General features: G+C 33.8%; 25 protein-coding genes and 1 tRNA gene. 15 read left to right on the forward strand and 11 right to left on the reverse strand.

The features are described from left to right. Nucleotides 1–88: 88 nt before the first annotated feature. Both ACM46_RS17920 and ACM46_RS17925 read right to left on the reverse strand, forming a co-directional pair. Nucleotides 89–736, reverse strand: coding sequence for a hypothetical protein (locus tag ACM46_RS17920; protein WP_048508062.1), 648 nt, complete (start codon nt 734–736; stop codon nt 89–91). A 486-nt stretch (nt 737–1,222) separates the two neighbouring features. After that, the gene (locus ACM46_RS17925; protein WP_048508063.1) at nt 1,223–3,466 is read right to left on the reverse strand and encodes a polyribonucleotide nucleotidyltransferase; all 2,244 of its coding nucleotides are present in this window, start codon (nt 3,464–3,466) and stop codon (nt 1,223–1,225) included. Between the two features lie 446 nt (nt 3,467–3,912). Here ACM46_RS17925 and ACM46_RS17930 point away from each other — a divergent pair, with 446 nt between their 5' ends. Next, the gene (locus ACM46_RS17930; RefSeq protein WP_048508269.1) at nt 3,913–5,334 is read left to right on the forward strand and encodes a sugar MFS transporter; all 1,422 of its coding nucleotides are present in this window, start codon (nt 3,913–3,915) and stop codon (nt 5,332–5,334) included. Between the two features lie 250 nt (nt 5,335–5,584). Continuing rightward, complete coding sequence (locus ACM46_RS17935; protein WP_048508064.1) at nt 5,585–5,944, forward strand: DUF4260 domain-containing protein; 360 nt, start codon at nt 5,585–5,587, stop codon at nt 5,942–5,944. A 316-nt stretch (nt 5,945–6,260) separates the two neighbouring features. On the opposite strand, the gene rpsO is transcribed toward ACM46_RS17935, so the two are convergent. Further along, nucleotides 6,261–6,530 (reverse strand): 30S ribosomal protein S15, encoded by a 270-nt coding sequence (rpsO, locus tag ACM46_RS17945; protein ID WP_034726714.1) that lies wholly within the window; start codon nt 6,528–6,530, stop codon nt 6,261–6,263. A gap of 173 nt (nt 6,531–6,703) precedes the next feature. Between rpsO and ACM46_RS17950 the strand changes: the two genes are divergently transcribed. The 6 genes from ACM46_RS17950 to ACM46_RS17960 all read left to right on the forward strand — a co-directional run bounded on the left by ACM46_RS17950 (nt 6,704) and on the right by ACM46_RS17960 (nt 10,791). Continuing rightward, on the forward strand, nt 6,704–7,255 hold the full coding sequence (locus tag ACM46_RS17950) for a hypothetical protein (protein ID WP_048508066.1): 552 nt from the start codon (nt 6,704–6,706) through the stop codon (nt 7,253–7,255). 761 nt (nt 7,256–8,016) lie between these two features. Further along, nucleotides 8,017–8,166: a bacteriocin-like protein gene (locus ACM46_RS23895; RefSeq protein ID WP_420911841.1), complete on the forward strand. Its 150-nt coding sequence runs from the start codon at nt 8,017–8,019 to the stop codon at nt 8,164–8,166. A 33-nt stretch (nt 8,167–8,199) separates the two neighbouring features. Next, the gene (locus tag ACM46_RS23415; protein WP_157859462.1) at nt 8,200–8,340 is read left to right on the forward strand and encodes a bacteriocin-like protein; all 141 of its coding nucleotides are present in this window, start codon (nt 8,200–8,202) and stop codon (nt 8,338–8,340) included. 33 nt (nt 8,341–8,373) lie between these two features. Beyond that, nucleotides 8,374–8,538, forward strand: coding sequence for a hypothetical protein (locus ACM46_RS23420; protein ID WP_157859463.1), 165 nt, complete (start codon nt 8,374–8,376; stop codon nt 8,536–8,538). 170 nt (nt 8,539–8,708) lie between these two features. Then, entirely contained in the window at nt 8,709–10,031 is a 1,323-nt protein-coding gene (gene mgtE / locus ACM46_RS17955) for a magnesium transporter (RefSeq protein ID WP_048508067.1), read from the forward strand. Between the two features lie 22 nt (nt 10,032–10,053). Next, complete coding sequence (locus tag ACM46_RS17960) at nt 10,054–10,791, forward strand: ABC transporter substrate-binding protein (RefSeq protein WP_048508068.1); 738 nt, start codon at nt 10,054–10,056, stop codon at nt 10,789–10,791. A 319-nt stretch (nt 10,792–11,110) separates the two neighbouring features. Here the strand turns inward: ACM46_RS17960 and ACM46_RS17965 are convergent, their stop codons facing one another. Next, the gene (locus ACM46_RS17965; protein ID WP_048508069.1) at nt 11,111–11,560 is read right to left on the reverse strand and encodes a GAF domain-containing protein; all 450 of its coding nucleotides are present in this window, start codon (nt 11,558–11,560) and stop codon (nt 11,111–11,113) included. Nucleotides 11,561–11,573: 13 nt separating this feature from the next. After that, complete coding sequence (locus tag ACM46_RS17970; RefSeq protein ID WP_048508070.1) at nt 11,574–13,001, reverse strand: nicotinate-nucleotide adenylyltransferase; 1,428 nt, start codon at nt 12,999–13,001, stop codon at nt 11,574–11,576. Between the two features lie 54 nt (nt 13,002–13,055). On the opposite strand from ACM46_RS17970, the gene ACM46_RS17975 reads away from it, so the two are divergent. The 7 genes from ACM46_RS17975 (at nt 13,056) to traM (ending at nt 18,188) form a co-directional block, all read left to right on the forward strand. Continuing rightward, entirely contained in the window at nt 13,056–13,823 is a 768-nt protein-coding gene (locus ACM46_RS17975) for an MBL fold metallo-hydrolase (protein WP_048508071.1), read from the forward strand. A gap of 67 nt (nt 13,824–13,890) precedes the next feature. Next, nucleotides 13,891–13,970, forward strand: a tRNA-Leu gene (locus ACM46_RS17980). Nucleotides 13,971–14,092: 122 nt separating this feature from the next. Next, on the forward strand, nt 14,093–15,280 hold the full coding sequence (locus ACM46_RS17985; protein WP_048508072.1) for a hypothetical protein: 1,188 nt from the start codon (nt 14,093–14,095) through the stop codon (nt 15,278–15,280). 1 nt (nt 15,281) lies between these two features. Then, nucleotides 15,282–16,088 carry a hypothetical protein gene (locus ACM46_RS17990; protein WP_048508073.1) on the forward strand — a complete coding sequence of 269 codons (807 nt, stop codon included), beginning with the start codon at nt 15,282–15,284 and terminating at the stop codon, nt 16,086–16,088. Continuing rightward, nucleotides 16,085–17,377, forward strand: coding sequence for a DNA cytosine methyltransferase (locus tag ACM46_RS17995; RefSeq protein WP_048508074.1), 1,293 nt, complete (start codon nt 16,085–16,087; stop codon nt 17,375–17,377). The genes ACM46_RS17990 and ACM46_RS17995 overlap by 4 nt, the downstream gene beginning before the upstream one ends. Before the next feature lie 100 nt (nt 17,378–17,477). Continuing rightward, nucleotides 17,478–17,657, forward strand: a complete 180-nt coding sequence (locus ACM46_RS18000) for a hypothetical protein (RefSeq protein WP_048508075.1) — start codon at nt 17,478–17,480, stop codon at nt 17,655–17,657. A gap of 93 nt (nt 17,658–17,750) precedes the next feature. Continuing rightward, nucleotides 17,751–18,188, forward strand: a complete 438-nt coding sequence (gene traM / locus ACM46_RS18005) for a conjugative transposon protein TraM (protein ID WP_048508076.1) — start codon at nt 17,751–17,753, stop codon at nt 18,186–18,188. 127 nt (nt 18,189–18,315) lie between these two features. Here traM and ACM46_RS18010 read toward each other — a convergent pair whose 3' ends face one another. From ACM46_RS18010 to ACM46_RS18040, 6 genes are all read right to left on the reverse strand, one after another. Then, the gene (locus ACM46_RS18010) at nt 18,316–19,692 is read right to left on the reverse strand and encodes a GIY-YIG nuclease family protein (protein ID WP_048508077.1); all 1,377 of its coding nucleotides are present in this window, start codon (nt 19,690–19,692) and stop codon (nt 18,316–18,318) included. A gap of 234 nt (nt 19,693–19,926) precedes the next feature. Then, nucleotides 19,927–21,744 carry a type IV secretion system DNA-binding domain-containing protein gene (locus ACM46_RS18020; protein WP_048508079.1) on the reverse strand — a complete coding sequence of 606 codons (1,818 nt, stop codon included), beginning with the start codon at nt 21,742–21,744 and terminating at the stop codon, nt 19,927–19,929. 4 nt (nt 21,745–21,748) lie between these two features. Then, the gene (locus ACM46_RS18025; protein WP_048508080.1) at nt 21,749–22,591 is read right to left on the reverse strand and encodes a relaxase/mobilization nuclease domain-containing protein; all 843 of its coding nucleotides are present in this window, start codon (nt 22,589–22,591) and stop codon (nt 21,749–21,751) included. Further along, nucleotides 22,588–22,890 carry a plasmid mobilization protein gene (locus tag ACM46_RS18030; RefSeq protein ID WP_048508081.1) on the reverse strand — a complete coding sequence of 101 codons (303 nt, stop codon included), beginning with the start codon at nt 22,888–22,890 and terminating at the stop codon, nt 22,588–22,590. The genes ACM46_RS18025 and ACM46_RS18030 overlap by 4 nt, the downstream gene beginning before the upstream one ends. A gap of 124 nt (nt 22,891–23,014) precedes the next feature. Continuing rightward, entirely contained in the window at nt 23,015–23,845 is an 831-nt protein-coding gene (locus ACM46_RS18035; RefSeq protein ID WP_048508082.1) for a toprim domain-containing protein, read from the reverse strand. Between the two features lie 214 nt (nt 23,846–24,059). Next, nucleotides 24,060–25,289: a primase-helicase family protein gene (locus ACM46_RS18040; protein ID WP_173426498.1), complete on the reverse strand. Its 1,230-nt coding sequence runs from the start codon at nt 25,287–25,289 to the stop codon at nt 24,060–24,062. Between the last annotated feature and the right edge of the window lie 29 nt (nt 25,290–25,318).

Consider the following 25,318-nt stretch of genomic DNA (forward strand, 5'->3'; position numbering starts at 1 on the left):
AAAACCACTGAAAATTTCAGTGGTTTTCTTTTGTTTTATTAATACATAATCTAAAAATTTCCCTCTTGGAGGTTTGAACATAAAGCCATTAAAAGTCATTATACATCGCAAATGCTTGAAATAATGTCCCGTTATAGTTTCCTCCCTGAATACACTGAGTCGCAGTGAGGTCGAAGCAGGTTCCTAAAATTTCTATGGAATGGGTTCCTGCTCCCAGTAAGGTTATATAACTTCCGGTATTATAAAAGATTCCGCTTAAATTATTTCCCGTATTAGTTCCATTCGTGTAAGTATTTGAAGCTCTTACAACATTGGTTCCGTTAACACTTAAATGGGTTCTCAGCAACTTCAATCTCACATCAGAAAATGTTGTTGATAATGTAATCGGGACTGAAAAATTAATAATTACAAATGCCGGCTTTATTAAGGTGATGGACTGATTGCTGATACTTACAGGAGCAGTTCCGTCTCCTCCTGTATTGACCAAAGCCAAAGTATTGAGACTGAATAACTGCACCATCTGCTGGTTAAGTACATTTTTTTTAATGTAATCAACATTACCGTTAGCGTCTGCAATCTGTACATTATCATACACTGCATTTGCAGACTGATTGGTTTGGGTTCTGACTCTTAAATTTCCGTTAACATCTAGGGTTCTCGTGGGTGTCGTGGTATTTATACCGACCTGAGCACTTAAGGATGCACAGGACAAGAATAAAAAAATAATTTTTTTCATGATTTCTGATTTAAATGATTAGGGTGAGAATAATCTTATGTGTTTTATGTGTTTTTTTGTGTCTTATATGTTTTGCTAAGATTCATATAAAACTTACACTTCTACATGGATAGTAGTGACTGGCTCTGTAAACAATGATATTTTTCCTGAAAGAAATTTATTATAGCTATAATGAAAATGGTGTTAAAAAAAATCATTAATTATTGACAAATATATAACTATAATTCACATGAAAATGAAAAATTTTTTTATGTTAAATTACTGATAATCTGTGTTTTAATGTCTACTTGTGCGTTTATACAGAACTAAAATATATTCTCAATTTTAATAAAAGCAATAGGATAAAAAATCAAGTTTTAAAGTTTTTTTTCAGAAGAAAGCTATCTGTAATTTGAATACCAGGAAATCGTGAAGAAGCCACATAGGTTAAAATAAAAAATCCCTCAAATTAATTTGAGGGATTCTATTATGTATTAAGACTTACTATTAAGCTTCAGCTGAAGGGTTCTGATCTCCGGCCGGTTTTTCACCTTCCGGTTGAGCATTTCCTTCATTTCTTGCCGGTCTTTCAGGTCTTCCCTGTCCTTCCGGTCTTGGTTTTCCTTCCGGTCTTGGAGGTCTTGGTAAAAGAACTTTTCTTGAAAGCTTCATTTTCTTACGGTCGTCATAACCCATGAATTTCACTTCTACTTCATCACCTTCTGCATAAGGAACTTTGTCAAGACGGGCCCATTCAATTTCAGAAATATGAAGAAGTCCTTCAGTACCTTTTGCAATAGCTACAAAAGCTCCGAAATCCATTACTTTTACTACTTTACCTTTATACACCTCTCCTACTACAGGAACGAAAGTAATTTCATTGATCTTAGCAACGGCAGCATTGATTTTCTCTCTGTCTGTTCCTGCAATCTCGATACGTCCGATCTCTCCGATTTCTTCAATCGCGATCACTGTATCCGTATCCTTCTGCATCTGCTGAATGATTTTTCCACCAGGCCCGATTACTGCACCAATGAAGTCTTTAGAGATCTCCATTACTACCATTTTCGGTGCGTGAGGCTTCACATCTGCTCTTGGCTCAGCAATAGTTTCTGTGATTTTATTTAAGATGTGTAATCTTCCGTCTCTCGCCTGCATCAAGGCTTTTTCCATGATATCCATAGAAAGTCCCTGAATTTTGATATCCATCTGACAAGCAGTGATACCGTCTGCAGTACCAGTTACTTTAAAGTCCATATCACCCAGGTGATCTTCATCTCCTAAGATATCGGAAAGTACGGTAAATTTACCTGATTTTGTATCTGTAATCAGACCCATTGCAATACCGGAAACTGGTTTCGTAATTTGTACACCCGCGTCCATTAATGCTAATGTTCCTGCACAAACCGTTGCCATTGAAGAAGAACCGTTTGATTCCAGGATATCAGAAACAATTCTGATGGTATATGGATTTTCTTCAGGAATTACAGCCTGTAATGCTCTCTGAGCTAAGTTTCCGTGTCCTACTTCTCTTCTTGAAGTACCTCTTAAAGGTCTTGCTTCACCAGTAGAGAACGGAGGGAAGTTATAATGTAGGAAGAATTTTTCGTCGTGTTGAGAAATTACGCTGTCTACCATGTTGGCATCTTTTACAGAACCTAATGTCACAGCAGTCAGAGACTGAGTTTCACCTCTTGTAAATACTGCAGAACCGTGAGCTCCCGGAAGATAGTCAATTTCTGACCAGATCGGACGAATCGTCTGAGGATCACGCCCATCAAGACGGATATTGTCTTCAAGGATCATCTGACGCATTGCCTCTTTTTCTACATCATGATAATATACTTTTACAAAAGGAGTTACTCTTTCAAGCTCTTCTACATCCTCTACATATTGTGCAAGGAATTCTTCAAGAACAGCCTTGAATTTCTCACCTCTTTCTTCTTTTCCTGAAGGCTGCTTAGCCACCTCGTATACTTTATCGTAAGTTTCTTTCCAAACTTTCTCACGAATCGCTTCGTCGTGATTTTCGTGACTGTATTCTCTTTTAGGGAATGCTTTTCCTACTTTCTCAGCTAATCTTTCCTGAGCTTCAATCTGTTTTTTGATTTCAGCATGACCGAAGATGATGGCTTCCAGCATTTCCTGCTCAGAAATCTCCTTCATTTCTCCTTCTACCATTACGATGGAGTCTTTTGTAGCTCCCACCATAATATCAAGTTCAGAATCTTTCAATGCTTCATAGCTAGGATTAATAGCCAGCTCTCCATTGAATCTTACAACTCTTACTTCAGACATAGGCCCGTTGAAAGGAATATCTGTAATAGCAATTGCCGCAGAAGCTGCTAAACCTGCTAAATCATCAGGAATTGTTTTTCCGTCATAAGAAATTAATGAAATCATTACCTGAACTTCAGCATGGAAATCTTCAGGGAAAAGCGGACGAAGAACTCTGTCTACTAAACGCATCGTTAAAATTTCCTGATCTGAAGGTCTTGCTTCTCTACGGAAGAAGTTTCCAGGAATTCTGCCACCTGCATAGAATTTTTCTCTATAATCTACTGTTAATGGTAAAAAATCTACACCAGGATTAGCTTCTTTATTGGCTACAACCGTTGCTAAAAGCATGGTTCCGCCCATTTTTACTACCACAGATCCATCAGCCTGCTTGGCCAGTTTCCCTGTTTCAATTGTGATTTCTCTGCCGTCTGCAAGAGTAATCGTTTCTGTAAACGCTTGAGGTACACTCATAAATTTGTCGTCTTTATACTCCGTATTGAGTATGAATTAATATTTAAACTCTTTAAATTTTCGTCTGCAAAGGTACTATATAATAATGAAATATTAAATATTCATCCGTATAAATGCAGTTCGATATCGTTGGATATTTCCTTTGTATTTTGCCAAAGATGCAAAAATTTTCGCCCAATGCTGTCTCTCTCCTTTTGATTTCTTCATTAAAAACATTTTTTTCAAAGAAAACTGATGATAAAATTCGCTTGTTTTCGTATTATTGTCTCAAATTATGTAAATAATATTTCAGCATCGTTAAATACGACTTATCTACATAAAAAAACACCAGAAAAGTTGGAGAAAACAGGCCTCTGCCTTATATTTGCCCTACTTCTCAAAATATATATGCAGCCGACGAAATAACTGAAAGAATTTAATCATTCTTGTCCAATAAATAAATGTTTATGATCAATAAAGAAGTGAAAACACAGAGCAGAAACTATACGATCCCGCTAATCACGATCACCCTGCTCTTTTTTATGTGGGGATTCATTACCTGTATGAATGATATCCTGATTCCTTATCTGAAACAGCTTTTCAAACTTACCTTTTTTGAATCCATGCTCGTGCAGTTCTGCTTTTTCGGAGCATATTTCATTGGTTCCCTGATCTATTTTCTAATCTCTATTTCAAAAGGAGACCCTATTAATAAGGCAGGTTATAAAAAAGGAATTATGTTCGGTATTTTTCTGGCGGCCTTTGGCTGTATATTATTTTATCCGGCTGCTACATTTTCCTATTACCCTTTATTTCTAGGAGCTTTGTTTATTCTGGGGCTGGGTTTTACAGTGCTTCAGATCACAGCCAACGCTTACGTTTCATTACTGGGCAGTGAAGAATCTGCTTCCAGCCGTTTAAATATGACCCAGGCTTTCAATGCTTTCGGGACCACCATTGCTCCGGTACTTGGAGGACACCTTATTTTTGAATTCTTTTCTGCTCCGGATGGCTCGTTCAGTGCGGTAGCCACCAGAATTCCTTATCTGATCTTTGCCGGAATCCTTTTATTGGTAGCATTATTGATTTCAAGAGTAAAATTGCCTTCTTTCCAGACCCAGGAAGAAGAGATTGTAAAAGGCTGGGGCGCTCTTGAATTCAGTCATCTGAAATTCGGAGTTTTTGCCATGTTTTGTTATGTAGGCGGAGAAGTAGCCGTAGGAAGCTTTATTATCAGCTTTCTGGAGCAGCCTCAGATTATGGGTTTCAATGAGATCATCAGCAAAAATTATCTTTCTCTGTATTGGGGAGGTGCCATGATCGGGCGTTTTCTCGGGGCAATTTCTTTGAACCAGTCTATAAGTCAGGGCAAAAAAGCCATTTATATGCTGGGTGCGGCAGCGGCTGTTTTTATGGTTATTTTCAGTATTGTTAATCTTAGTTTTGCCCAAATCAGCTTTTTCATTGTATTTATTGTCCTTAATTTCATTGCTTTCTTTATTGGTAAAGCAGCTCCGGCAAGAACGCTGTCTATTTTTGCAGCCATCAATGTCCTGCTTCTCATCTCAGCTATGGTCAATCATGGTGAGTTGGCTATGTACAGTATTTTAGGCATCGGGATTTTTAACTCAATTATGTTCTCCAACATCTACACGCTGGCTATTTCAGGTTTAGGGAAATATACCAGTCAGGGATCTTCTCTGGTGGTTATGGCTATTTTGGGAGGTGCTATTGTTCCTATTTTCCAGGGATATCTTGCAGATCAGTTTGGTGTACAGCATTCTTTTATTATTCCTGTTTTCTGCTATTTGGTGATTCTGATATTCGGAGTCTATTGTACTAAGTATCTGGGACATGTGGGAAATTCTGAAGCTCAATCCGGGCATTAAAATATTTCCCTTGTTTTGTAAAAAGTAACGCAAGGCTAGACAAAGAATTATAAACCATATTTTGTTTTTAAGATATACAAAGCCGCTAACGCTTATTTTGGTAAGACAAGGCTTTTTTGTCAATAAACCTTTTTAATAGTAAGAAGTGAGATGTTTTTTCAATATCTCACTTTTTATTTTTAAGTTTTATTTTAATAGTAACTTTTAAGATTATTCATACACCTATCAGATAATCAATACCTTTATTCTTATGAAAATTCAATTACAGCTTGAGTATTTTGCTTTTTTGATATTAGGAATCTTTGCATTCGGCCGTACGGAGCTTTCCTGGTGGTGGTTTGCAGGCTTGTTCTTTGCTCCTGATATTTCAATGTTGGGATATATCATAAATAATAAAGTGGGCGCATTTTTCTACAACCTTTTTCATCATCTGGGGCTTGCGATTGCTGTCTATCTTGTAGGAACTGTATTAGCTCTTCCTTATTTGCAGATGGCAGGTGCTATCTTGTTTTCGCACTCTGCATTTGACAGAATTCTGGGTTATGGACTGAAATATCCGGACAGTTTTCAGAATACCCATTTGGGAAAGATTGGAAAGGACAAAAAGTAGTGGACTACGTAAAAGGAAGCTACTTGCAAAACCTATGGAGCAGATAAGGTTTATTTTACCATATAAAGGTATTTTTAGAAATTAACCACAGATTACACGGATTTACACAGATGATCTTGTTGTTTATGATAAAGGAAATGGACAAACCATGATTAAAAAAATCGTGCTGATTATAGAGATCATTCAGGTTTTTAATGTATTTATCTGCTCTATCTGTATTATCTGTGAGAAATCTGAAAGATTGGAAAGGACAAAAAGTAAAAGCATAAAAAAAGCAGCTTCTTTCGAAACTGCTTTATTTGAAAATCTTTGTAGATTATTTTCTTAAACCTAGTTCAGCAATAATTGCTCTATATCTTGCGATATCTTTGTTTTTAAGGTAATCTAGTAAACTTTTTCTCTTACCTACCAATTTCACTAGAGATCTCTCTGTGTTGAAATCGTGACGATTAGCCTTTAAGTGTTGAGATAAGTGATTGATTCTGAAAGTGAAAAGAGCGATTTGTCCTTCAGCACTTCCTGTGTCTGTTGCAGATTTTCCATGTTTTGAGAAAATTTCCTGCTTTTTTTCTGTTGTTAAGTACATTCCAATATTGTTTAATGATTATTATGTAACGGGTGCAAAATTACGACTATTTTTTGATTCTGCAAACATTATTGATTTCATATATCAAAATTGATAGAAAAAAATGTTAAAAATTTCTTAATAAATTGTATGTCATCCAACGAAAAGGCAGTAATTTTGCATACGAATTACAAATGAGAAAAATTATATTTTTTACAGCAGTCAGCACTTTTTTACTGGTAGGCGCCATTTCAGTAAAAGCACAAAAGAATGCCGACAATAAAACAAAAAAAATCCTTTACTTCAACCCTGAGGTAGAGCCAGATATCGACGAAATCAAGGAACCCACCAACCATGCTTTTTTCAGCGCCGTTTCTGATAATTTCAGCGGAAGAAGAGATAAAATGCTCAGAGCTGAAGTTCAGATTCCTTTTGACAGCATAGAAAAACAGACCATCACCGATTACTGCGTCAATAATGATGCTGATTTTGCCATTGTTCCCAAAGTAAGGTATTTCAAAGTAGGCATCGGAAAGTATGTATTTTCTAATCAGGTAGTAGTCAGCATGAAACTTTTTGATGCGGAAGGAAACCTGGTTACTGAATCGGACTATGACACGTACCGAAAAAATATGCGTCTTTTAGGTTCTACGGAAAACTCCATTAAAATAGGTACAGACGGTGCCATAAAAGGGATTTTAAAAAAACTCAGAAAATTGAAGCCTTCAGCGGGAACGGAGCTTTAGTAGTTGTTTTGTTTCGAGTTTCGAGTTGCGGGTTACTGGTTATCGGTTGCGAGTTCAGTGATTCGAATAGTTCTATTTTTTTAATTCACAATTCAGCATTAAATAGTTAATCGTCAATTTTGCTTCGCAAGTTAATGGTCAATTGGTGATGGCTGATCAATTCAAAATTCATAATTCAGCATTAAATAGTCAATGCTCAATTTTGCTTCGCAAGTGAATAGTCAGTTGGTGTTGGTCGATCAATCCAAAATTCAAAATTCACAATCAAATATCAAGACTCAATTTTGCTGTGCAAGTCAATAGTCAATTGGTGACAACCAATCAATTCACAATTCACAATTCAAAATCAAATATCAAGACTCAATTTTGCTGTGCAAGTCAATAGTAAATTGTTGGCAGCCAATCAATTCAAAATTCACAATTCAAAATTCAACATCAAATATCAAGGCTCAATTTTGCTGTGCAAGTCAATAGTCAATTGGTGACAGCCAATCAATTCAAAATTCAAAATTTAAAATTCACAATCAAATATCAAGACTCAATTTTGCTGTGCAAGTCAATAGTCAATTGGTAACAGCCAATCAATTCAAAATTCACAATTCACAATTTACAATTCTCCCCCATTCTATCTTCAAATATTTCCCTCAACATAATTGAAAAAAGCTTCAAACATATTGATTATTAGTTAAATATTTTCATCAAGTAGTGAATAATATAATATTTTTTACTATTTTAGTTCAACAAATCAAAACTTATACAATATGAAAAATTTAAAGAAACTCAACCGAGAGCAACAAAGTCAGATCAATGGTGGAGCCATCAACAGATGCAGCATAACACGACCTTGCAGCGTTGGATGGTGCTGTAGTGGAATATGCTCACCGCATGCATGTATTGATCCGGAACTTTAAGAATTATGTCTTTTAATAATTAAATCAATGGATATGAAAAATTTAAAGAGACTCAGCAAAGAACAGCAAAAGAAAATCAATGGCGGAGCTTTTGAAAGATGCAGTCTAACAAGACCTTGCTTCATAGGCTTTTGCTGCCAGGGTGTTTGTATGGAATACGACTGTATTGAATAACTGCCGTTTTTAATTAATGATTAAACTATTGATATGAAAAAACTCAAAAAGCTCACCAGAAAAGAACAGCAGGGAATCAGCGGCAGCGGACTGAATAAAAAATGTCAGATCCATAGCCAATGTGGATTCGGAGAATGCTGCGAAGGAGGAATGTGCATGCCTTCCCCTTATCCTCTATGCGGACCTATTCTCGAATAATATAGGTATTTATGAACTAAATTTAATTTTTGAACATCTGCTTCGGCGGATGTTTTTTTTCAAATGTATATAATCAAGTGCTTTACACTTTAATTAATCCTTAATTTTACAGCTTTCCTTCATAGTCTTAATTTTTTGAATTATTTTTGCATATCCTAAAATTTTACGTTTTGAATTCCAGAGACGAACTTATCCTTAATCCTGCCGATATTGCCGAAACTCTTAGCAGTCTTCCTGCTGATGAGAGGCTTCTGGCACTTTTAAAAGTTCCGAAAGAATATAAAGCGGAAGTTTTTTCCCATCTTGATCCTGATTTCCAGGAAGACACCATCAGAAGTATCGGAAGCGAAGAAGTTTCCGAAATCCTGAACGGAATGACGCCGGATGACAGAACCGCTCTTTTTGAGGATTTTCCCGATGAACTGATTAAATATTCCATCAATCATCTTAATCCACAGGAAAGAAGAATTGCCCTGAAACTTCTCGGCTACAATTCAGATTCCATCGCCCGTCTGATGACTCCATACTACATCCAGATCCGTAAAGAATGGACGGTAAAACGATGTCTCCAGCAAATCAAAAAGGTCGGAAAAAGAGTGGAAACCATGAACCACCTTTATGTAGTGGATGAAAGAAACCGCCTGATTGACGACATTGCTCTCGGAAGCCTTCTTTTGGCTGAGGAAGATACGCTGATCTCGGACATCACCGACAATCATTTCGTAGCAATAACGACCACTACAACGAAAGAAGATGCAGTAACCTACTTTGAAAAATATGACAGAACCGCCCTTCCCATCATCACGGAAGCCGGTGTTCTTGTAGGTATTGTAACGATTGATGACATTTTAGATCAGATTGAACAGCAAAATACGGAAGATATCCAGAAATTTGGGGGTCTTGAAGCATTAGATGATCCCTACACTCAGACTTCTCTTATGGAGATGGTCAAAAAAAGAGGAACATGGCTGATTATCCTTTTCTTCTCGGAAATGCTGACCGCCTCTGCAATGGGCTATTTTGAAGATGAAATTCAAAAAGCGGTTGTATTGGCACTGTTTGTCCCTCTTATTATTTCCAGTGGAGGAAACTCCGGATCTCAGGCTGCAACGCTTATCATCAGGGCAATGGCTCTTCAGGAAATAGGACTGAAAGACTGGTGGTATGTGATGAAAAAAGAGATTTTCACCGGATTGGCTCTCGGCAGTATTCTTGGTGTTATAGGCTTTTTAAGGATTATGCTGTGGCATGAAGCCGGATTCTTCAACTATGGAATATACTGGCCTTATGTAGGGTTAAGCGTAGGTGTTTCACTCGTTATGATTGTTCTTTGGGGAACACTTTCAGGTTCTATGGTGCCTTTTATTCTTAAAAAGTTAAATCTCGACCCCGCTACTTCTTCTGCTCCATTTGTAGCCACTCTGGTAGATGTTACCGGACTTATTATCTATTTTTCCGTAGCCGGACTTTTCCTGACAGGAAAACTTTTGTAATTTAGGCAGACAAAGTCTGAATATGAAAGTTGTTTCTCTTGTACCCTCTATTACAGAGGCATTATTTGATCTAGGTCTTACCGGAAATGAAGTGATCGGCAGGACAAAATTCTGCATCCATCCCTCAGAAAAAATAAAAGACGTTGCCATTATCGGTGGCACCAAGAATATTAATATTGATAAAATTAAAGCATTACAACCCGATCTTATTCTGGCCAATAAAGAGGAGAATATCAAAGAACAGGTTGAAGCTCTAATGGATGATTTTAAAGTTCTTGTAACCAATGTAGAAACCATTGAAGACAATTACTACCTCCTTAAAACGCTCGGAAACATCTTTAATAAAGAGGAAAGAGCCCAGCAGTTCAATCTTAAAATCTATGATGTCTTGGAACAGGCTAAGCTGGATTCCCCAGTAAAAGCAGCCTATCTGATCTGGAAAAATCCTTATATGACTATTGGCTCCGATACATTTATCCATAAAATTTTATCAGAAATAGGTTTTGAAAATATCTTTAAAGGCAGAACCCGATACCCGGAAATTCAAATGGAAGATCTTGCCGATGCAGAGGTCATTATGCTCTCCTCCGAACCCTTCCCTTTTAAAGAAAAACATGTAGAAGAAATGAAAGCGTTTTATCCCGATAAAAAGATTATGATTGTAGACGGAGAAGCATTTTCATGGTACGGAACCCATATCGCGAAATGTGGAAATTATTTTACAGGACTACTTTCTGAAATTCATGCTATGCAGCGATAATGCCCTAACCACAAAATGGGCAAAAGTCTTTTAATGCTTCAGTTATTATAAGTTGAATGATTCATGCATTAAAAGTTCAGATAAGTTCTTAAAAAATTCATTTTTTTTCTTAATATGCATAAACATCTGTAGAAATTAGTGTAATCTGTGGTTAAAAAAACATCAACTGCAAAACAACTCGTGGCACTCTAAGCCACCATTACATAATTGGCTTCGAGTGGTGCCTAAGCCAACGACAGGCATTATCATCATCAACAAAAAAAGCCCCGATTTAAAATCGGGGCTCCTATCTTATATTCTGTTTCGTACAGAAGTTCAGTTACAATATTTTGGAAACTTCGTTACAAAGCCATTCCAATAACTCTCTGTCTTCAGCTGTAAAAGGATCTACCGTATGGGAATCAATATCTATCTGACCTACATTCTGTCCGTTTTTAAAAATCGGAACCACAATCTCAGCTTTGGTATCAATAGAACAGCTTAAATAGTTACTTTCCTGATACACATCCGGCACTACGAACGTTTCATTGGAAACCGCCACCTGACCGCAAATTCCTTTTCCATAAGGTATAATGGTATGATCTGTAGGTGCCCCTACATAAGGGCCTAAGATCAACTCTTCCTTGTCTCCGTTTTTAAAATAAAATCCGGTCCAGTTGAAATAAGAAATTTCCTGATCCAACAGATGGCAAACTTTCTCTAGCTTTTCTTCTGTATTATGTTTTGGACTTTCAAGAATGGAAGAAAGTCTTTTCTTTAATTCTGACATTGTATATTATTTTTTAGGAGAATTGTTCAAAGGAAAGTTCTTCTTTATAACCGAACATTCCACGTTCTTTTATCATTTCGGCAACGCCTTCCGGAACCTGGTTTTCCCAGCCCGAAACGCAGCATGCAATTTTTCTTAAAATCTCTCTTGAATAAATTTCCAGGAACTCCGGATTATGGTTCGTAATATCTACGATACGGTTGTTGTGTTTGAAATATTTATAAAGCTCTTTTAGATTTTCTTCAACTTTAAGGTTGGCAGAATCCAGCAATTCGTGGGTTTCAGGATCTTTGTAAGGATAAAGATAAACCCTCATACCGTTTCTGAAGAATTTCCCGAATGCTTCAAGAATCCCTCCCGAAAGGTCTTTATAATACTTTTCATCAAATACCATCAGAAGGTTATTCACTCCCATAGCAACACCAATATCTCCGCTGGTATAGGACGCAAAATAATCAATCAGTCGGTAATATTCCGAGAAGTTTGAAATAATAACGGTGTAGCCCAGTTTCCCAAGAATATCTACCCTGTCCATAAAATCTCTTTCATCAATATCACCATCTGCTCTGAGGTTTGAAATGGTAATTTCAATCAGAACTTCTGTTTCTTCATGGGTACAGGTGGCATCTTTCTGAAACATCTCCAGCCCGTTTTTAAGCATATCGATGTTTACTTTCGTTACAGGTCTGAAGCTTCCTCTTACCGCAAAAATATTCTTCTTGTACAGAACATCTGCCGGAAGCATATTGCTACCCTGAGAATTGAAGATCACAGCATCGGTCATTCCGTGCTTAACAAGTTGCAGAGACATCAATCGGTTATCAACATAGTCAAAAGCAGGGCCGCTGAAATCAATCATATCAATTTCAAGACTGTCTTTTGCAATGTCGTCGTATAAAGATTCAATTAAGTTTCTGGGATTGTCGTAGTAGTGGAAGGCTCCGAAGATCAGGTTTACTCCAAGGTTTCCTAAAGTTTCCTGTTGAAGGGTGGCATCATTTTCTTTGAATTTTACATGGATCACAATCTCATTGTAATTTTCATTTTCTTTTGTCTGGAAACGGATTCCGACCCAGCCGTGGCCTTTGAGCGTTTTATCGAAATTAATCGTAGTTACCGTATTGGCATAAGAGAAAAACTTTCTGTTCGGATTGTTTTCCCTTGAAATCCTCTCCTCAATCAATGCTACTTCATAACGAAGCATTTTACGGAGACGGTTCTGGGTGACATACCTGTTTTTCGCTTCTTTCCCGTAAATGGCATCACTAAAATCTTTGTCGTAAGCAGACATCGCCTTAGCAATTGTACCGGAAGCCCCTCCTGCTCTAAAAAAGTGACGAACAGTCTCCTGCCCTGCTCCAATTTCCGCGAAAGTACCATAAATAGTAGGATCTAGATTAATTGTTAATGCTTTTTGTTTAGGAGTTAGTTTCTGATACATTAGGACGTAAAATTTTTCGTAAATTTACCAAAATTAAACCAACCTCAAAAGAAAATGAAGTTGAAATTTTTAGGAACCGGTACTTCCCAGGGTGTGCCCGTTATAGGCTGTACATGCGAAGTATGTACTTCCGAAAATCCCAAAGACAAACGTTTCCGCTCCTCAGTAATGATTACTACAGAGGAAAGCAGAAAAATACTGATTGATTGCGGACCGGATTTCAGAGAGCAAATGCTTCTCAACCACGAAAATAATGTAGACATAGCCCTTCTTACCCACGAACACAACGACCATGTGATCGGGCTGGATGATATGCGCCCACTTATTTTTAAGAGTGGAAAAGATATGCCCATTTACTGCTACGAAAGAGTGGGACATGAAATCAAAAAACGTTTTCCTTATGCTTTTACGGATGTAAGATATCCTGGCGCTCCCGCTTTTGATCTTCATGAAATTGAAAACAAGCCTTTCCATGTTTTGGATACGGAGATCACGCCTATTGAAGTGATTCACTATAAAATTACAGTGTTCGGCTATAAATTTAAAAATGTAGCGTATATCACGGATGCTAATTTCATTTCAGACACAGAAAAGGAAAAACTGCAGAATCTGGATGTGCTGGTTTTAAACTGCATCAGAAAATTTGATCCGCATCCTGCCCATTTTATCCTTCCTGACGTTATTGCCCTGTTTAAGGAGCTGCGACCTAAAAAATTATTTTTAACTCACATCAGTCACCATCTCGGGCTGCATGATATTGAAGATAAGGATCTTCCGGAAGGAATGCATCTTGCCTACGATGGGCTGGAAATAGAATTTTAAAATTTTCTCCCAAAAAGCTTTTGAACATTAAAAAAAGTTCCTATATTTGCACACCAATTTAACACAAGCCCAGGTGGCGGAATTGGTAGACGCGCTGGTCTCAAACACCAGTTCTTAGGAGTACCGGTTCGATCCCGGTCCTGGGTACAAAAAACCTCTGAAATCATTTGATTTTCAGAGGTTTTTGCTTTTTAGGGGATCAAAAAGGGGACTAAAATAAATAAGCTAGTTCAATTTGAATTTACTATTTTTGTATAAATAACATTATTATGGATTTTGCGGGCAAAGGAAAACGAAAACCTCAATTAGATATTGATGTATCTATTATTAACTTGGATAATTTGAATCCACGCCTAGTTCCCTATCTTACAGATAAGGAGACAGCAACTCAATTAGACTTAATAAAAACTCTCTATGATTATTTTGATACTGAGGAGATTGCAATGTCTTTAACTGAAAATGGTTATTTTGATGAGGAACCAATAATTATTGTTCCTAATAAAAAACCTGAAGATTTTAAATATTTAGAAGACTCTGATCAAAATGCAGCATATATCCAAAGTCTAATTAGTGAGGGAAAAATTGATTTTACAGTTGTAGAAGGCAATAGAAGGATTTCAACAATTAAATTATTAACTGATAACAGTATCAGAAAATCATTAAATATTGAAAAAAGCTATCCAACTACCACAAATGAAAATGTAATTAATGATATAAAGCAAATCCCTTGCATTATATACGAAAATAGAGAAGATGTTTCTACTTACTTAGGAGTAAGACATATTTTAGGAGCTCTTAAATGGGAGGCTTTTGCAAAAGCGTCATATATTGCTGAATTTATTACAACAGAAACCAATAAAGGGATAAATGTAAATGAAGCAGTAAAAAAGGTACAAGAAGTAATTGGAGATAGAAGTGATATAATAAAGAAGCAATATGTAACATATAAATTATTTTTGCAAGCAAAAGAAGACTTAAATGATTTCGATCTAAAACCAATTATTAATCGTTTTTCACTTTTAACTGTTGCTTATAATTCGCCTACAATTAGAAACTATATTGGTGTAAAAAGATATTCTGAAGTTGATTTTAATGAAGATTTAGTACCTGTCGAGAAGTTATCAAATCTAGAAAATATTTTAACTTGGATTTATGGTAATGATAAAAAAAATCGTAAAAAGGTACTAACTGATTCTCGTCAAATCACTAATAAATTAAGTCATATTGTTCAATATGAAGATGCAGTAAAATACTTACTTAAAGAAGATGATTTAGATGGTGCATTTGAAAGAACAAATGGAGAGAGGGAATTCTTATTGAAAAAATTATTAGAAGCTAATAAAACACTGAGTAGTTGCTTACAGTTTGCATATAAGTATAAAAGTGATGACCAAATTCTTTCGCAAGTTGACGATCTAAAAGAATTAATCGAAGTTCTCAAATCAAATCTAACTTAGTATGTCTCAGTATATAGATTTTAAACCAGGAAAAGAAATTGAATGGCTTGAATTAAACTCGTTATTAACAAACCAACCATTATCAAAGTCTTTGATATATAGATTATCAGGAAATGAAAATGAATCTGAGGTGGATGCTTGGTTAAGTGAAATAGGAAATAGAGTAACAATATATAATGAATCTCCATATATTATTGATAATAATAGAATAATACCTCAAAAATCTTGGGATGAGATCCCAGAGTATTTTCTCTGTTTATATTATTCATTTTGCGGTGCAAATGATTATTCTGGTGGCACAAAGTTATTTGAAAAAATATCTGGCGAAGCATTAAAAAATTTTCTTAATGGAAGTATATATACATTAGGTTTCCCTGCTGATAAAGGTTTTAATGAATATTTAAATGACATATCTACTATTTGTCATGAAAATCGTCTAATGCCTGCCGATAGTAGCTATAAAGATGATGGAGTTGACGTTGTTGGCTATAAATTATTCGAAGATAATAGACCAGGGAATCTATATATACTTTTACAATGTGCAGCAGGTAAACATTGGAAACAAAAAAAACCTATAGCTTTAAATAGATGGACAAATTATATACTTTGGTATCCAGAAAATATTATTCAATCTATTTCTACAGTTGATTTTGTAGATGAAAAGAATTGGCACAAGAATTCTTCAACTTTTGGCATGTTAATAGATAGAATAAGAATTTTTAATTATTTATATAAAAAAGAGGTGGATGCAGACTTAAGGACTGAAGTGTTAGAATGGTGTAGAACAAAAATTAGTAGTGGAATATGAGATTTATAGATCTTTTCTCAGGGCTTGGCTGTTTTCATGTTGCGTTAGAAAGTTTAGGGCATGAATGCGTTTATGCTTGTGAAATAAATACAGAACTTAATGCTCTATACAATAATAATTATTTCATTAGACCAGATTCTGATATTACTAAGGTAGATCTTAACAGTATTCCTGATCATGATATTTTGTGTGCTGGATTTCCATGTCAAGCATTTTCAAAAGCTGGAAGGCAATTAGGCGTTTTTGATGATAGAGGAAAATTAATTAATAAAGTAATAGAAATTTTATCTATAAAAAAGCCCGGATACTTTATATTAGAAAATGTAAGAAACCTAGAAAAACATGATGATGGGAAAACATGGGCATTTATTTATAGTGAACTAATAAAATTAGGATATCATGTAGACAAAAAAATTCTTTCACCCCATAATTTTGGAATTCCGCAACATAGAGAAAGAATTTTTATTGTAGGGAGTAAAGAGGGGCTGGAACATTTTAAATGGCCTGAAAACAACAATGCAACACCAGATATCAACAATATAAACTTTACTGAAACATTTGTTCCTATTGAAAGGGAAAAAGAAAATGTTTTAAATATCTGGCAAGATTTTTTAGATATCCTCCCGGAAGGAGTAAAGCCAATAACCCCACTTTGGAGTATGGAGTTTGGCGCAAATTATCCTCTCGATATTGATATCAATAAAATGACTCTAAAAGATTTAAAAAAGTATAAAGGGGTTTTTGGTATAGACATTAATGGTAAAACCAAAGAAGAGGTATATAAGTGTTTACCAAATTATATAAAAAAACAAAAAGGTGTAATGCCTTCTTGGAAGAAAAATTATATCCTTAGAAATAGACAATTTTATAATGACTATAAAGAGCAAATAGATGCAGTACTACCAAGAATTAGGGCTCTTAATAATGAAAGTTGGCAAAAATTTGAATGGAATTGTGGTGAAGAAGAGAAAAATATTTGGAATTATTATATCCAATTCAGAGGATCAGGAATAAGAATTAAAAAAACTGATTTTTTCCCATCATTAGTAACCGTAACAACTCAAATACCTATTGTTGGTAGAGAAAGAAGATACATCGCTGTTGAAGAGGCAAAATTTTTGCAGTCAATTCCAAATAATATTTTATTGCCTGAAACTAAAGCATCATGCTTTAAAGCTTTAGGAAATGCTGTAAATGTAGATATAATTAGATTTATAGCATCAAATCTTATTCCTGGTGAAGAAGAGAAGGTTAATATACCTGCTCAAGAACTTGAAGCCAACTCTTAAATATAGTCATCGTTTAACCTGAGAAAAACTGAAAACTCATAAAAATATAACCTCAGATCTATTCTGAGGTTATTTTATTTGAAAAAAAGATTATCATAAATTGTGGAGTAAAGATGAGAAAGGAATAAGAGGTAGCTATGGACGAATGGCATATCTTGAAGATTTAGAAACTGCAATAAAGATTGTTGCTGACTGGACTAGTAGAAAAAGTTCACCTACTGAATTATTTATGGCATTTTGGGATAAAAATGAGGAATTAGGCTACGGTCATAAAGATTAGATATTTAATAGATAAATGAACTTTATTTGTAGTCAAAAATTCATACTCTTTTCGAATAATATTCTATTTTTACAAAATTAAAATCACTTTAATATGAAAAAAATAATAATGGCTATATCTCTAATTATAGCATTTTCAGTATCAGCTCAAACATCTTTAAAACCGGAAAGTAAAGCCGAAATTTCATCAAACAACTTGCCAGATAAGCAAATAAAAGCACAACTATTAACCAGCGGAAAAATTCAAAGTGGAAGTACTTTAACATTCATACTCTCCGAACCCACTTCAATTGCTGGTGTATCCACAAAAAAAGGTCAAATCCTATCTGGAATAGCCAGAGAACAAGACGGACGACTTTATGTTGATGTTAGTACTGTCAAAATTGATGGTAAAGTTTATCCTGCTAAAATAAAAGTATATTCAGAAAATGGAATAGAAGGATTTGGTCTTAATGGAAGAATGCCTAATTCTAAGAAGCCAATTGAAATTCAAAATAGTGGTACTAACGCTATTCTAATGATATATAATTAATATAAGCCCGGTATTATAATATACCGGGCTTTTGATTATAAAAGTAAATTTTGAACAAAGGAGCAACGAATGACAAGCGTTTTGAAAAAACGAGTAGTCTGAGGAATTGACGACTGAAAAATTGTCATCAAAATAGATTATTCAAAAAATTATTAAGTTGATTTTTTGAATTTATTTGAATAAAGCCACCATTTTTTATTTGTTTTTCAGATTCTATAATATCTGCAATATAACTTGATTCATCATTGAATGGTTCAGCTTCTACTTTAACTTTTGTATTTTTATCTAACTTGATCTTTAGCTCTTTACAAACAACTTCGATATCATCAAATAAACAGTAATATGTTTGCTTATCTTTTTCAAACTCAATATAGCAAAAGGATACGTCTTTTACTTCAAGTGAACTGATAAATTCTTTTTCACTGGAGTTTAATAAATGATATTTATATTGGAAAATGTAACTTTTAGAATATTTATCTGTGTCATTGAAAAATAGTCTTACTCCATTTTCATCCAGTCTTGTTATTGATAGGAAATTTAAAACTCGTAAATAATTTTCGACTTCAAAAAAACAGAAGCAAAACCTTTCCTTATAATCAAAATCGATATTCCCAAAAATAGAAACCCGCAAATTGTGGTTTTTTGCATTTTTTAAAAACGATAATTCATCCTTGTTAAGATTTTCAAAATATCTAGATAAAGAATAAACATTAAGTTCTTTGTCTAACTCCATTTCAATATTGGAATAAGAAATATCAGTTTCTATAAATAATTCATTAGTAGAATTATGACTATCAAAGAAAAAAGATCTTATAAGTTCTGTGATTTTTACAATATAAAGATCTCTTTCAGCAAAAACTGAATCTATATAATCTTGAAGCAGATCTTTGATTTTATTGTTGGCTGTTGTATTTCTAATAATCCTTAAGCATTCAATAATCTGATTATTTTTTATATTCTCGATACTGAAATTAGGTTTTCGTTCAAAGTATTTAAAGTCATCATCAGCATAGTATACCATATTTCGATAATTTGCCCTTTTTGTTCTCATAAATTTTGCCAAATCAATACTATCCGGATAGCCAATTCCTCTTCGTTCTGATTTTATTTGCTCTAAAAGATTGATTGCATTTTCTTTTAAGATCGCATAGTTTTCATAAGGAAAGTCTCCAGTCTTAAAAACATTAGAATATTTTACACTATTATTTTTTATTTTTTTGAGCAAATCAATGCTAGGAACATGTCCCTCTTTTAAGCTTTCAATAAAATCCAAAACAATTTCTTTTTTATAAAACCATTCACCTGCAATATTTTGTTTCGAGAATAATCGTTTGATGCGTGATTCTAAAGAGCTTAAATCAGTATAATGATACACATTAATAATTTCATTGTCTTTTATACCTGAACCTGTTTTAATATTATTAAATCTACTTTTAAAATCCTGTGTAATTCCTACTTTAATCTTCTGTTTAAGTTCAATTACATAAAAATCTTTGTTTTCCATAATTTGATATTTTGTTATTTGGTTTTCTTTATAAAAATGATGTTGTTTTCAATTCGTTCCACTGTTGTAGTGATATGTCTACCATTCAGGTTAAAAGTATAATAGTCTCCAATCTTAGGTCTAAAATCATAATCATATCGCTGGGTTTCCCTTTCTACCAAAATTATTTTGTCTGGTAATTCGAAAATTTGCTTTATAGTATAATTGATATGTCTATTATTCATTGTGTAATGTTTAAATTAAGTTTTTGCTTTCTTCAATAATTCTGAAATAATTTTCACTCATTTCTTTATCACTGACAACTTCTTTAGAAGTGGGTCTGTCAGATGCAAAGTCTTCTAAAAATTGGGTTTTTAGAAACTCCTTTGGTTCCCCTTCAGCTATGATACCATAGAATTCTCCTGGATTAAGATTAATTAAGTCACTAACTTTTACTCGGTCTCGTTCTTGAATATTTTCACTTTTACTTTGACTATCATTACTTTGGACATGTATTACAGTTCCGCTTGTTCCTGTTCCTGTATTTTTATTAATAAAGGTTCTATCTTCTTTAGAAAATAGGGTTTTAACCATTTCTGCCGTTTTCCCATTTGTAACTCTGCCAAAAAATTGATTTCCTAAATTCGAAATAATGATTTGCGCCTTATCTTGTCCATAATTGTCTACTAGTTGGCTAAAATCCTGCACTCCGAATATTGTTGCAATTTTATTACTTCGAGCTGTGGCAGGAATTTGTTCTATGTTAGGGATGTAAATCGTTGGAGCTTCATCTAACAAGACAACACTTTTCTGCTGTTGTGGTTTGTTCATTTGTCGCATACCCACACTTATAATTAGAGAAATTACAGGGGCATAAACCTGCGGAAGTGTACTATCATTTCCTAAACATAAAAATGTTGGATTCTTAGGGTTGTTTAAATTCAAATCAACATCGTTTTTTGACAAAATCCAGAATACATCTTTTGTATTTAGCTGAGCAACCGCTGTCTGAATGGTAGATAATATACCCGCAACTTGATTCTGTGCTTCATTTTCTAATGATTGTCGCAAGGAAGAAACCATTCCTCCGGCTTCATAATTTTGGGAAATTTTTAATAATAGTAATTTAATATCAGTATGTAATAGTAAACTAATTACATGAGGTAAAGTACAATATTCAGGATGTTCCTCTTTAAGCCACCATATTACTCCTGCAATAATCATTTTAGTATTATTTGACCAAAAATCAGCTTTCTTAATACTTTCAGGGATAAGGTTGTTGACCAATGCTTGTGAATATTCAATAGCAATAACGCTTTTTGTTAAATAGTGGGGTGCAATCGGATTGATCCTATCGCTTTGTTGAGGGTTTTTAAAATCTACATTTTTAAGACAAACATTGCCATTGTAATAACTTGACCTAACCTTATTTGTTAATTCAGGACTTTTAAAATCATAGAGAATACCTGTATATTCTTGCTGTGAAATTTGTTTGATAATAGGCTCAAAAATACTTGCACTCTTTCCAGAACCTGCACCACCTTGTATGTAAATTCCTCTGAATGGATTAGCTAGTTTTATGATTCCTGATTTTGTTTTAAAGTTTAAACTTTCATCATCAACCTCTTTTGCGAATTTTTGTATAGGAGAATATTTTAGCTTGGGCTTACTTAGATCCCGGATAAGATAAAAAGCGGATATTAAAATTGGAGTAAAAATCAGAATTACTCCCAAATTTCCTAAAGATGATTTTGTTTTTTCTCCAATAAGCCCCGTTAAAAAGATAGAAAGTACTGTGAAAATTCCAACATATACGAGACCGGTTGGAATGCTCTTAAACTTCCCCAACTTATATACAATATGCCAGAACGACAATCCTAAAAGTGAAAAGCATATATTTAACCAAATTGGGGCTTTAACAAATAACCCTAAAGGCGAATGTGAATATTTTTCTGGTAAAAAATATTTAGTGACTGGTGCAGTAATAAACATAAAGTTTACTGCTATAAAAGCTATACAAGTAACAACTGCTAAAGCTTTTAATATCTGAGGTAAAGAACCTAGTTGATTCATAATTCTAATTTTTACTTATTCCTAAACTTTGTGATTTTTCTTTATTTTTCGAAGTTTCTAATTGTTTTTTCCGACTATTATCCAAAACTGAATTAAACTTATAATCCAAATCATACTTTAATTCTTTAGCCAGATTATTAGCGGACATTTCTCTTTTAATTTCGGACATCTTAAATTCCTGTCCTGATTTCTTATCATTTACAGTGAAACCTTGTATTTCCCCTTTCCTATTAATGGTTGGCTTCATTTCATGTCCTAAAGCTTTCATGTATTCCATATACTTGGAAAAAGTTTGGGGTTTGATCTTCATTACTTGGCTATGAGATTCAAAGATTTGTTTCTTTATCTCTTTGGACTGCATAATTTTATTTTCCTGATTTTTATACATTATATCCCTTGCGGAGATTAACCCTCTTTCTTTTGCTATTTTGTGAACAGTATTTTGAGCTTTAAGAACAATGAAATTGTCTTTAATTGCCTTGTTTTTTTCGTCTATACGATTGATCAATAAATGAACATGTTTGTGATTTTTTTCCGTATGTACAATTGCCAAATAAGCTTGCTTTTCAGGATTTACGCCAATTCCTTTCATAAAGTCATGGCTGATTTCCTTTAGCTCTTTATCTGTTAACTTCTGTCCGTCTTTAGGATCTGGGCTAATGTATGCCGTGAAAAATTTTTTATCACATGTGTAGTTTTCAGATTGCTGGATTCTGAAACTATTCATTATTTCAGTGGATGTTTCACCATAAATGAGATTTCTATCTAATTCATATCCTTTATGCTCTGCAATTAAATAATCTACACCCTGCCGGCTTCCTCTTATTGATTTTGCACTTGCTGTCATCTTAGGAATTTTTGAATTTCAACTTTAATTTGTTCATTAATGTTTTTTAACTCAGAAATCAGTTCCTCTCGATTTTCCTTACTTAAAATATTAGTTAGATTTCGGAGTGCAGTACTGATAAAAGTCAAATTTTTCCAGGCTTCAATTTCTTCCTTCGAAAAGCGAAAATTTAGACTCTTATCCAAAGAAGATTTTCTTATATATTCAGAAGTTTTAAGACCTGTTCTTTCTGCTTTATCAGAAATCATTTTCTTTTCATTTTCTGAAACTCTGATTTCGATTTTCTTATTTCTTTTCATTGTAAAATTTTTGCGACCAACGGGAGCAAAACGAGAAGCCTTTAGGACTGAAAAACGAAATGTAGCGTAGCGGAATTTGGTTTTGTCAGGACAAAGGCACTTCTCGACCTATGAACCGTAATAACTAAAGTGTTTTTTGCTTGTCAATAAAAAAGTCATTAAAATCTTTGTAGCCTTCGTATAGTTTTGAGCAATCTTCAGCTCTAGAAAAACAAGATAAAATTTCGTTTTTGGACCTTTCTCCTGCCTTATCATTATCTAGAAAAAGCTTTATTGAACTAAAATTTCGCAACTGTGTTTTTGCTTTTTCAAGCATAGAAACCGAGTTTAAAATCAATAAACTTTCAGCATTTGAAGTAGTAAATTCAAGGTATGAAAGAGCGTCAATAAATCCTTCAAAAACCGAAATTGAAGCATCTGATTCTTGAATAAAAGAAATATCTTTTGAGGTACATCCTTTATAAAAACTATTGCGTAATTCATAACCTCCGGAAAGGTTTCTAAAACCTATTGCATATAACTTCCTATTACTGATTGTAAATTTCACCTCATTAAGTAGATGATAAGATTTACTACTGATCCCTCTACTTTTAAGATATTTTTTGAGATAATAATTAGACAGTGGTTTGACTTCAGTAATATTAATATTAGCTTTTGATAAATCGTTTTGCTTTTGAAAAGAAAAATTAAAGTTTTTTTCTTCTGCCCATGATAAAGCCTCGGAAACAGAACAGTTGAAGTATTTCACAATAAAGTCTGCTGTTTTTCCTCCTTTGCCTTCAGAAAATAGATACCATACGTTCTTATGTCTATCTATCTTAAAAGATGCTTCTGTTTCTAGTCCAAAAGGATTAAGAAACCAAGCTTCTTTTTCATTACATTTTACAGGTAGGTGTCCAAGCGAAGCCAGAACTTCTTCCAGTCTTATATTATTATTTAGAGTTTGGCAATTCATAAAATTCGGGTTTATATTAATTGGGAATTTGATGAATTGATGAAGAATGAAAGTAAATGACTTATTTTCAATTATTTATTATTTCATCAAATACTCATCAATTCATCAAACAATTGTTTAATTGTCTCATCGTTATCTCATCAAAAAGTGTTAATTTTTATTTTGATGAGCTTTTGATGAATTATAATTTGTTATTAATTAGATGTTTATATATCTATCTCATCATTTCATCATAAATTTCTGTAATGAAATTTCTGTTTACTGTAAAATATCTTCCAATCTTATTTAGCTGATAAAAGCTTCCATTATATTCAATATCATATTTTACATAGGCTAAAGAATTATTTTTCGGTTCTATTTTCCAGTTGTTCTTCAATAGTTTTCTAACATCAGACACCGACCAGTATGCTTTAAACATAGTTTTTAACATTGATACTATATCCGTTGGAGTAAACTGTATTTCGTTTTCATCAAAATTTTCAAAAATCTCATTGAAAAGTTCTATCATTTGTCTCTCAAGTTTATTGTTGTTTCTCCAAACCAGTTTTCGTAGTGCATCGGTTTTAATTTCATTAGGAGAAAACCACATTCTTGATTTTTTTTCTGTTGTAAATGGATGCGTTAACAGAAAAGAGAGGAAATAGGGAATTTCAGTGACCAACTGAAATAAGAACTCAGTATTTTCTTCTTTGATAGGTTTTACTTTGATAATCCAAAATCGGATTTCATTTTCGTCTATCTGGATAAAATTGTCCTCGTTATTTGAACAAAGTATAAACTTTGCGAAAAAGTCAATTTCTTCTCTGTCGTGTCCCTTTCTTTCAATTTTATCTTTATCCGTTGTGGAAAGATATTTTAAACGCTCTGTGATTTCTTTTCTGTCAAAAAATACTTCATCAATAGCTACAATAAGTTTAGCTGTCCAATCTGCATTGAATTGAGAACTAAAGGAATCACCTTTAATATAGGTCATATTAAGTCCGAAAATAGCTTTAAGCCACTTTATCATTGTCGTTTTTCCGGTCGCTCTCTCTTTACTTACTAAGCAAAGTATTGGTAGATATTGAGTAGGGAGTTCTAAAAGGATTTTTAGATAATCTATTCCCAGGAGAAATTGATTTCCAAAAATATGATTGAGAAATAAAATTGATTTTTCAATTTTCGGAGAATCAATATCAACTTTTTCCTCAACTGGTTTAAATGGAAGTTCATTATAAGTATTGTAAAAATTACCAATTATCCTCTCATAATTTAGATTGTCGGGAATACAAATAAAATCATCTAGTTTAGGTATATTACTGATAAAATCTTTACCGTGATCAGTAATTATTGTTTCTCTATTCCATTTTGACATCAGAGAAATTGTATCACCTGATATTGTTGGTTTTCGAATGATCTTATAGTATGATGTTCCCACACGTATATATGGATTTTCCTCATTCATAAGTAATTGGATTATAAATCCGTATATTA

The organism is Chryseobacterium angstadtii, assembly GCF_001045465.1.
Classification (GTDB): Bacteria; Bacteroidota; Bacteroidia; order Flavobacteriales; family Weeksellaceae; genus Chryseobacterium; species Chryseobacterium angstadtii.

Bases quoted from the DNA above. Each gene is read 5' to 3' on its own strand.
- ACM46_RS23420 (WP_157859463.1), top strand. From the start codon at position 8,374: ATGAAAAAACTCAAAAAGCTCACCAGAAAAGAACAGCAGGGAATCAGC.
- ACM46_RS17990 (WP_048508073.1), top strand. From the start codon at position 15,282: ATGTCTCAGTATATAGATTTTAAACCAGGAAAAGAAATTGAATGGCTT.
- ACM46_RS23895 (WP_420911841.1), top strand. From the start codon at position 8,017: ATGAAAAATTTAAAGAAACTCAACCGAGAGCAACAAAGTCAGATCAAT.
- ACM46_RS17970 (WP_048508070.1), bottom strand. From the start codon at position 13,001: ATGTATCAGAAACTAACTCCTAAACAAAAAGCATTAACAATTAATCTA.
- ACM46_RS18040 (WP_173426498.1), bottom strand. From the start codon at position 25,289: ATGAATGAGGAAAATCCATATATACGTGTGGGAACATCATACTATAAG.
- ACM46_RS18030 (WP_048508081.1), bottom strand. From the start codon at position 22,890: ATGAAAAGAAATAAGAAAATCGAAATCAGAGTTTCAGAAAATGAAAAG.
- ACM46_RS17975 (WP_048508071.1), top strand. From the start codon at position 13,056: ATGAAGTTGAAATTTTTAGGAACCGGTACTTCCCAGGGTGTGCCCGTT.
- ACM46_RS17950 (WP_048508066.1), top strand. From the start codon at position 6,704: ATGAGAAAAATTATATTTTTTACAGCAGTCAGCACTTTTTTACTGGTA.
- ACM46_RS23415 (WP_157859462.1), top strand. From the start codon at position 8,200: ATGAAAAATTTAAAGAGACTCAGCAAAGAACAGCAAAAGAAAATCAAT.
- ACM46_RS17985 (WP_048508072.1), top strand. From the start codon at position 14,093: ATGGATTTTGCGGGCAAAGGAAAACGAAAACCTCAATTAGATATTGAT.
- ACM46_RS18035 (WP_048508082.1), bottom strand. From the start codon at position 23,845: ATGAATTGCCAAACTCTAAATAATAATATAAGACTGGAAGAAGTTCTG.
- ACM46_RS17965 (WP_048508069.1), bottom strand. From the start codon at position 11,560: ATGTCAGAATTAAAGAAAAGACTTTCTTCCATTCTTGAAAGTCCAAAA.
- rpsO (WP_034726714.1), bottom strand. From the start codon at position 6,530: ATGTACTTAACAACAGAAAAAAAGCAGGAAATTTTCTCAAAACATGGA.
- ACM46_RS18010 (WP_048508077.1), bottom strand. From the start codon at position 19,692: ATGGAAAACAAAGATTTTTATGTAATTGAACTTAAACAGAAGATTAAA.
- ACM46_RS17995 (WP_048508074.1), top strand. From the start codon at position 16,085: ATGAGATTTATAGATCTTTTCTCAGGGCTTGGCTGTTTTCATGTTGCG.
- ACM46_RS17920 (WP_048508062.1), bottom strand. From the start codon at position 736: ATGAAAAAAATTATTTTTTTATTCTTGTCCTGTGCATCCTTAAGTGCT.
- ACM46_RS18020 (WP_048508079.1), bottom strand. From the start codon at position 21,744: ATGAATCAACTAGGTTCTTTACCTCAGATATTAAAAGCTTTAGCAGTT.
- traM (WP_048508076.1), top strand. From the start codon at position 17,751: ATGAAAAAAATAATAATGGCTATATCTCTAATTATAGCATTTTCAGTA.
- ACM46_RS17960 (WP_048508068.1), top strand. From the start codon at position 10,054: ATGAAAGTTGTTTCTCTTGTACCCTCTATTACAGAGGCATTATTTGAT.
- ACM46_RS17925 (WP_048508063.1), bottom strand. From the start codon at position 3,466: ATGAGTGTACCTCAAGCGTTTACAGAAACGATTACTCTTGCAGACGGC.
- ACM46_RS18025 (WP_048508080.1), bottom strand. From the start codon at position 22,591: ATGACAGCAAGTGCAAAATCAATAAGAGGAAGCCGGCAGGGTGTAGAT.
- ACM46_RS17935 (WP_048508064.1), top strand. From the start codon at position 5,585: ATGAAAATTCAATTACAGCTTGAGTATTTTGCTTTTTTGATATTAGGA.
- ACM46_RS17930 (WP_048508269.1), top strand. From the start codon at position 3,913: ATGATCAATAAAGAAGTGAAAACACAGAGCAGAAACTATACGATCCCG.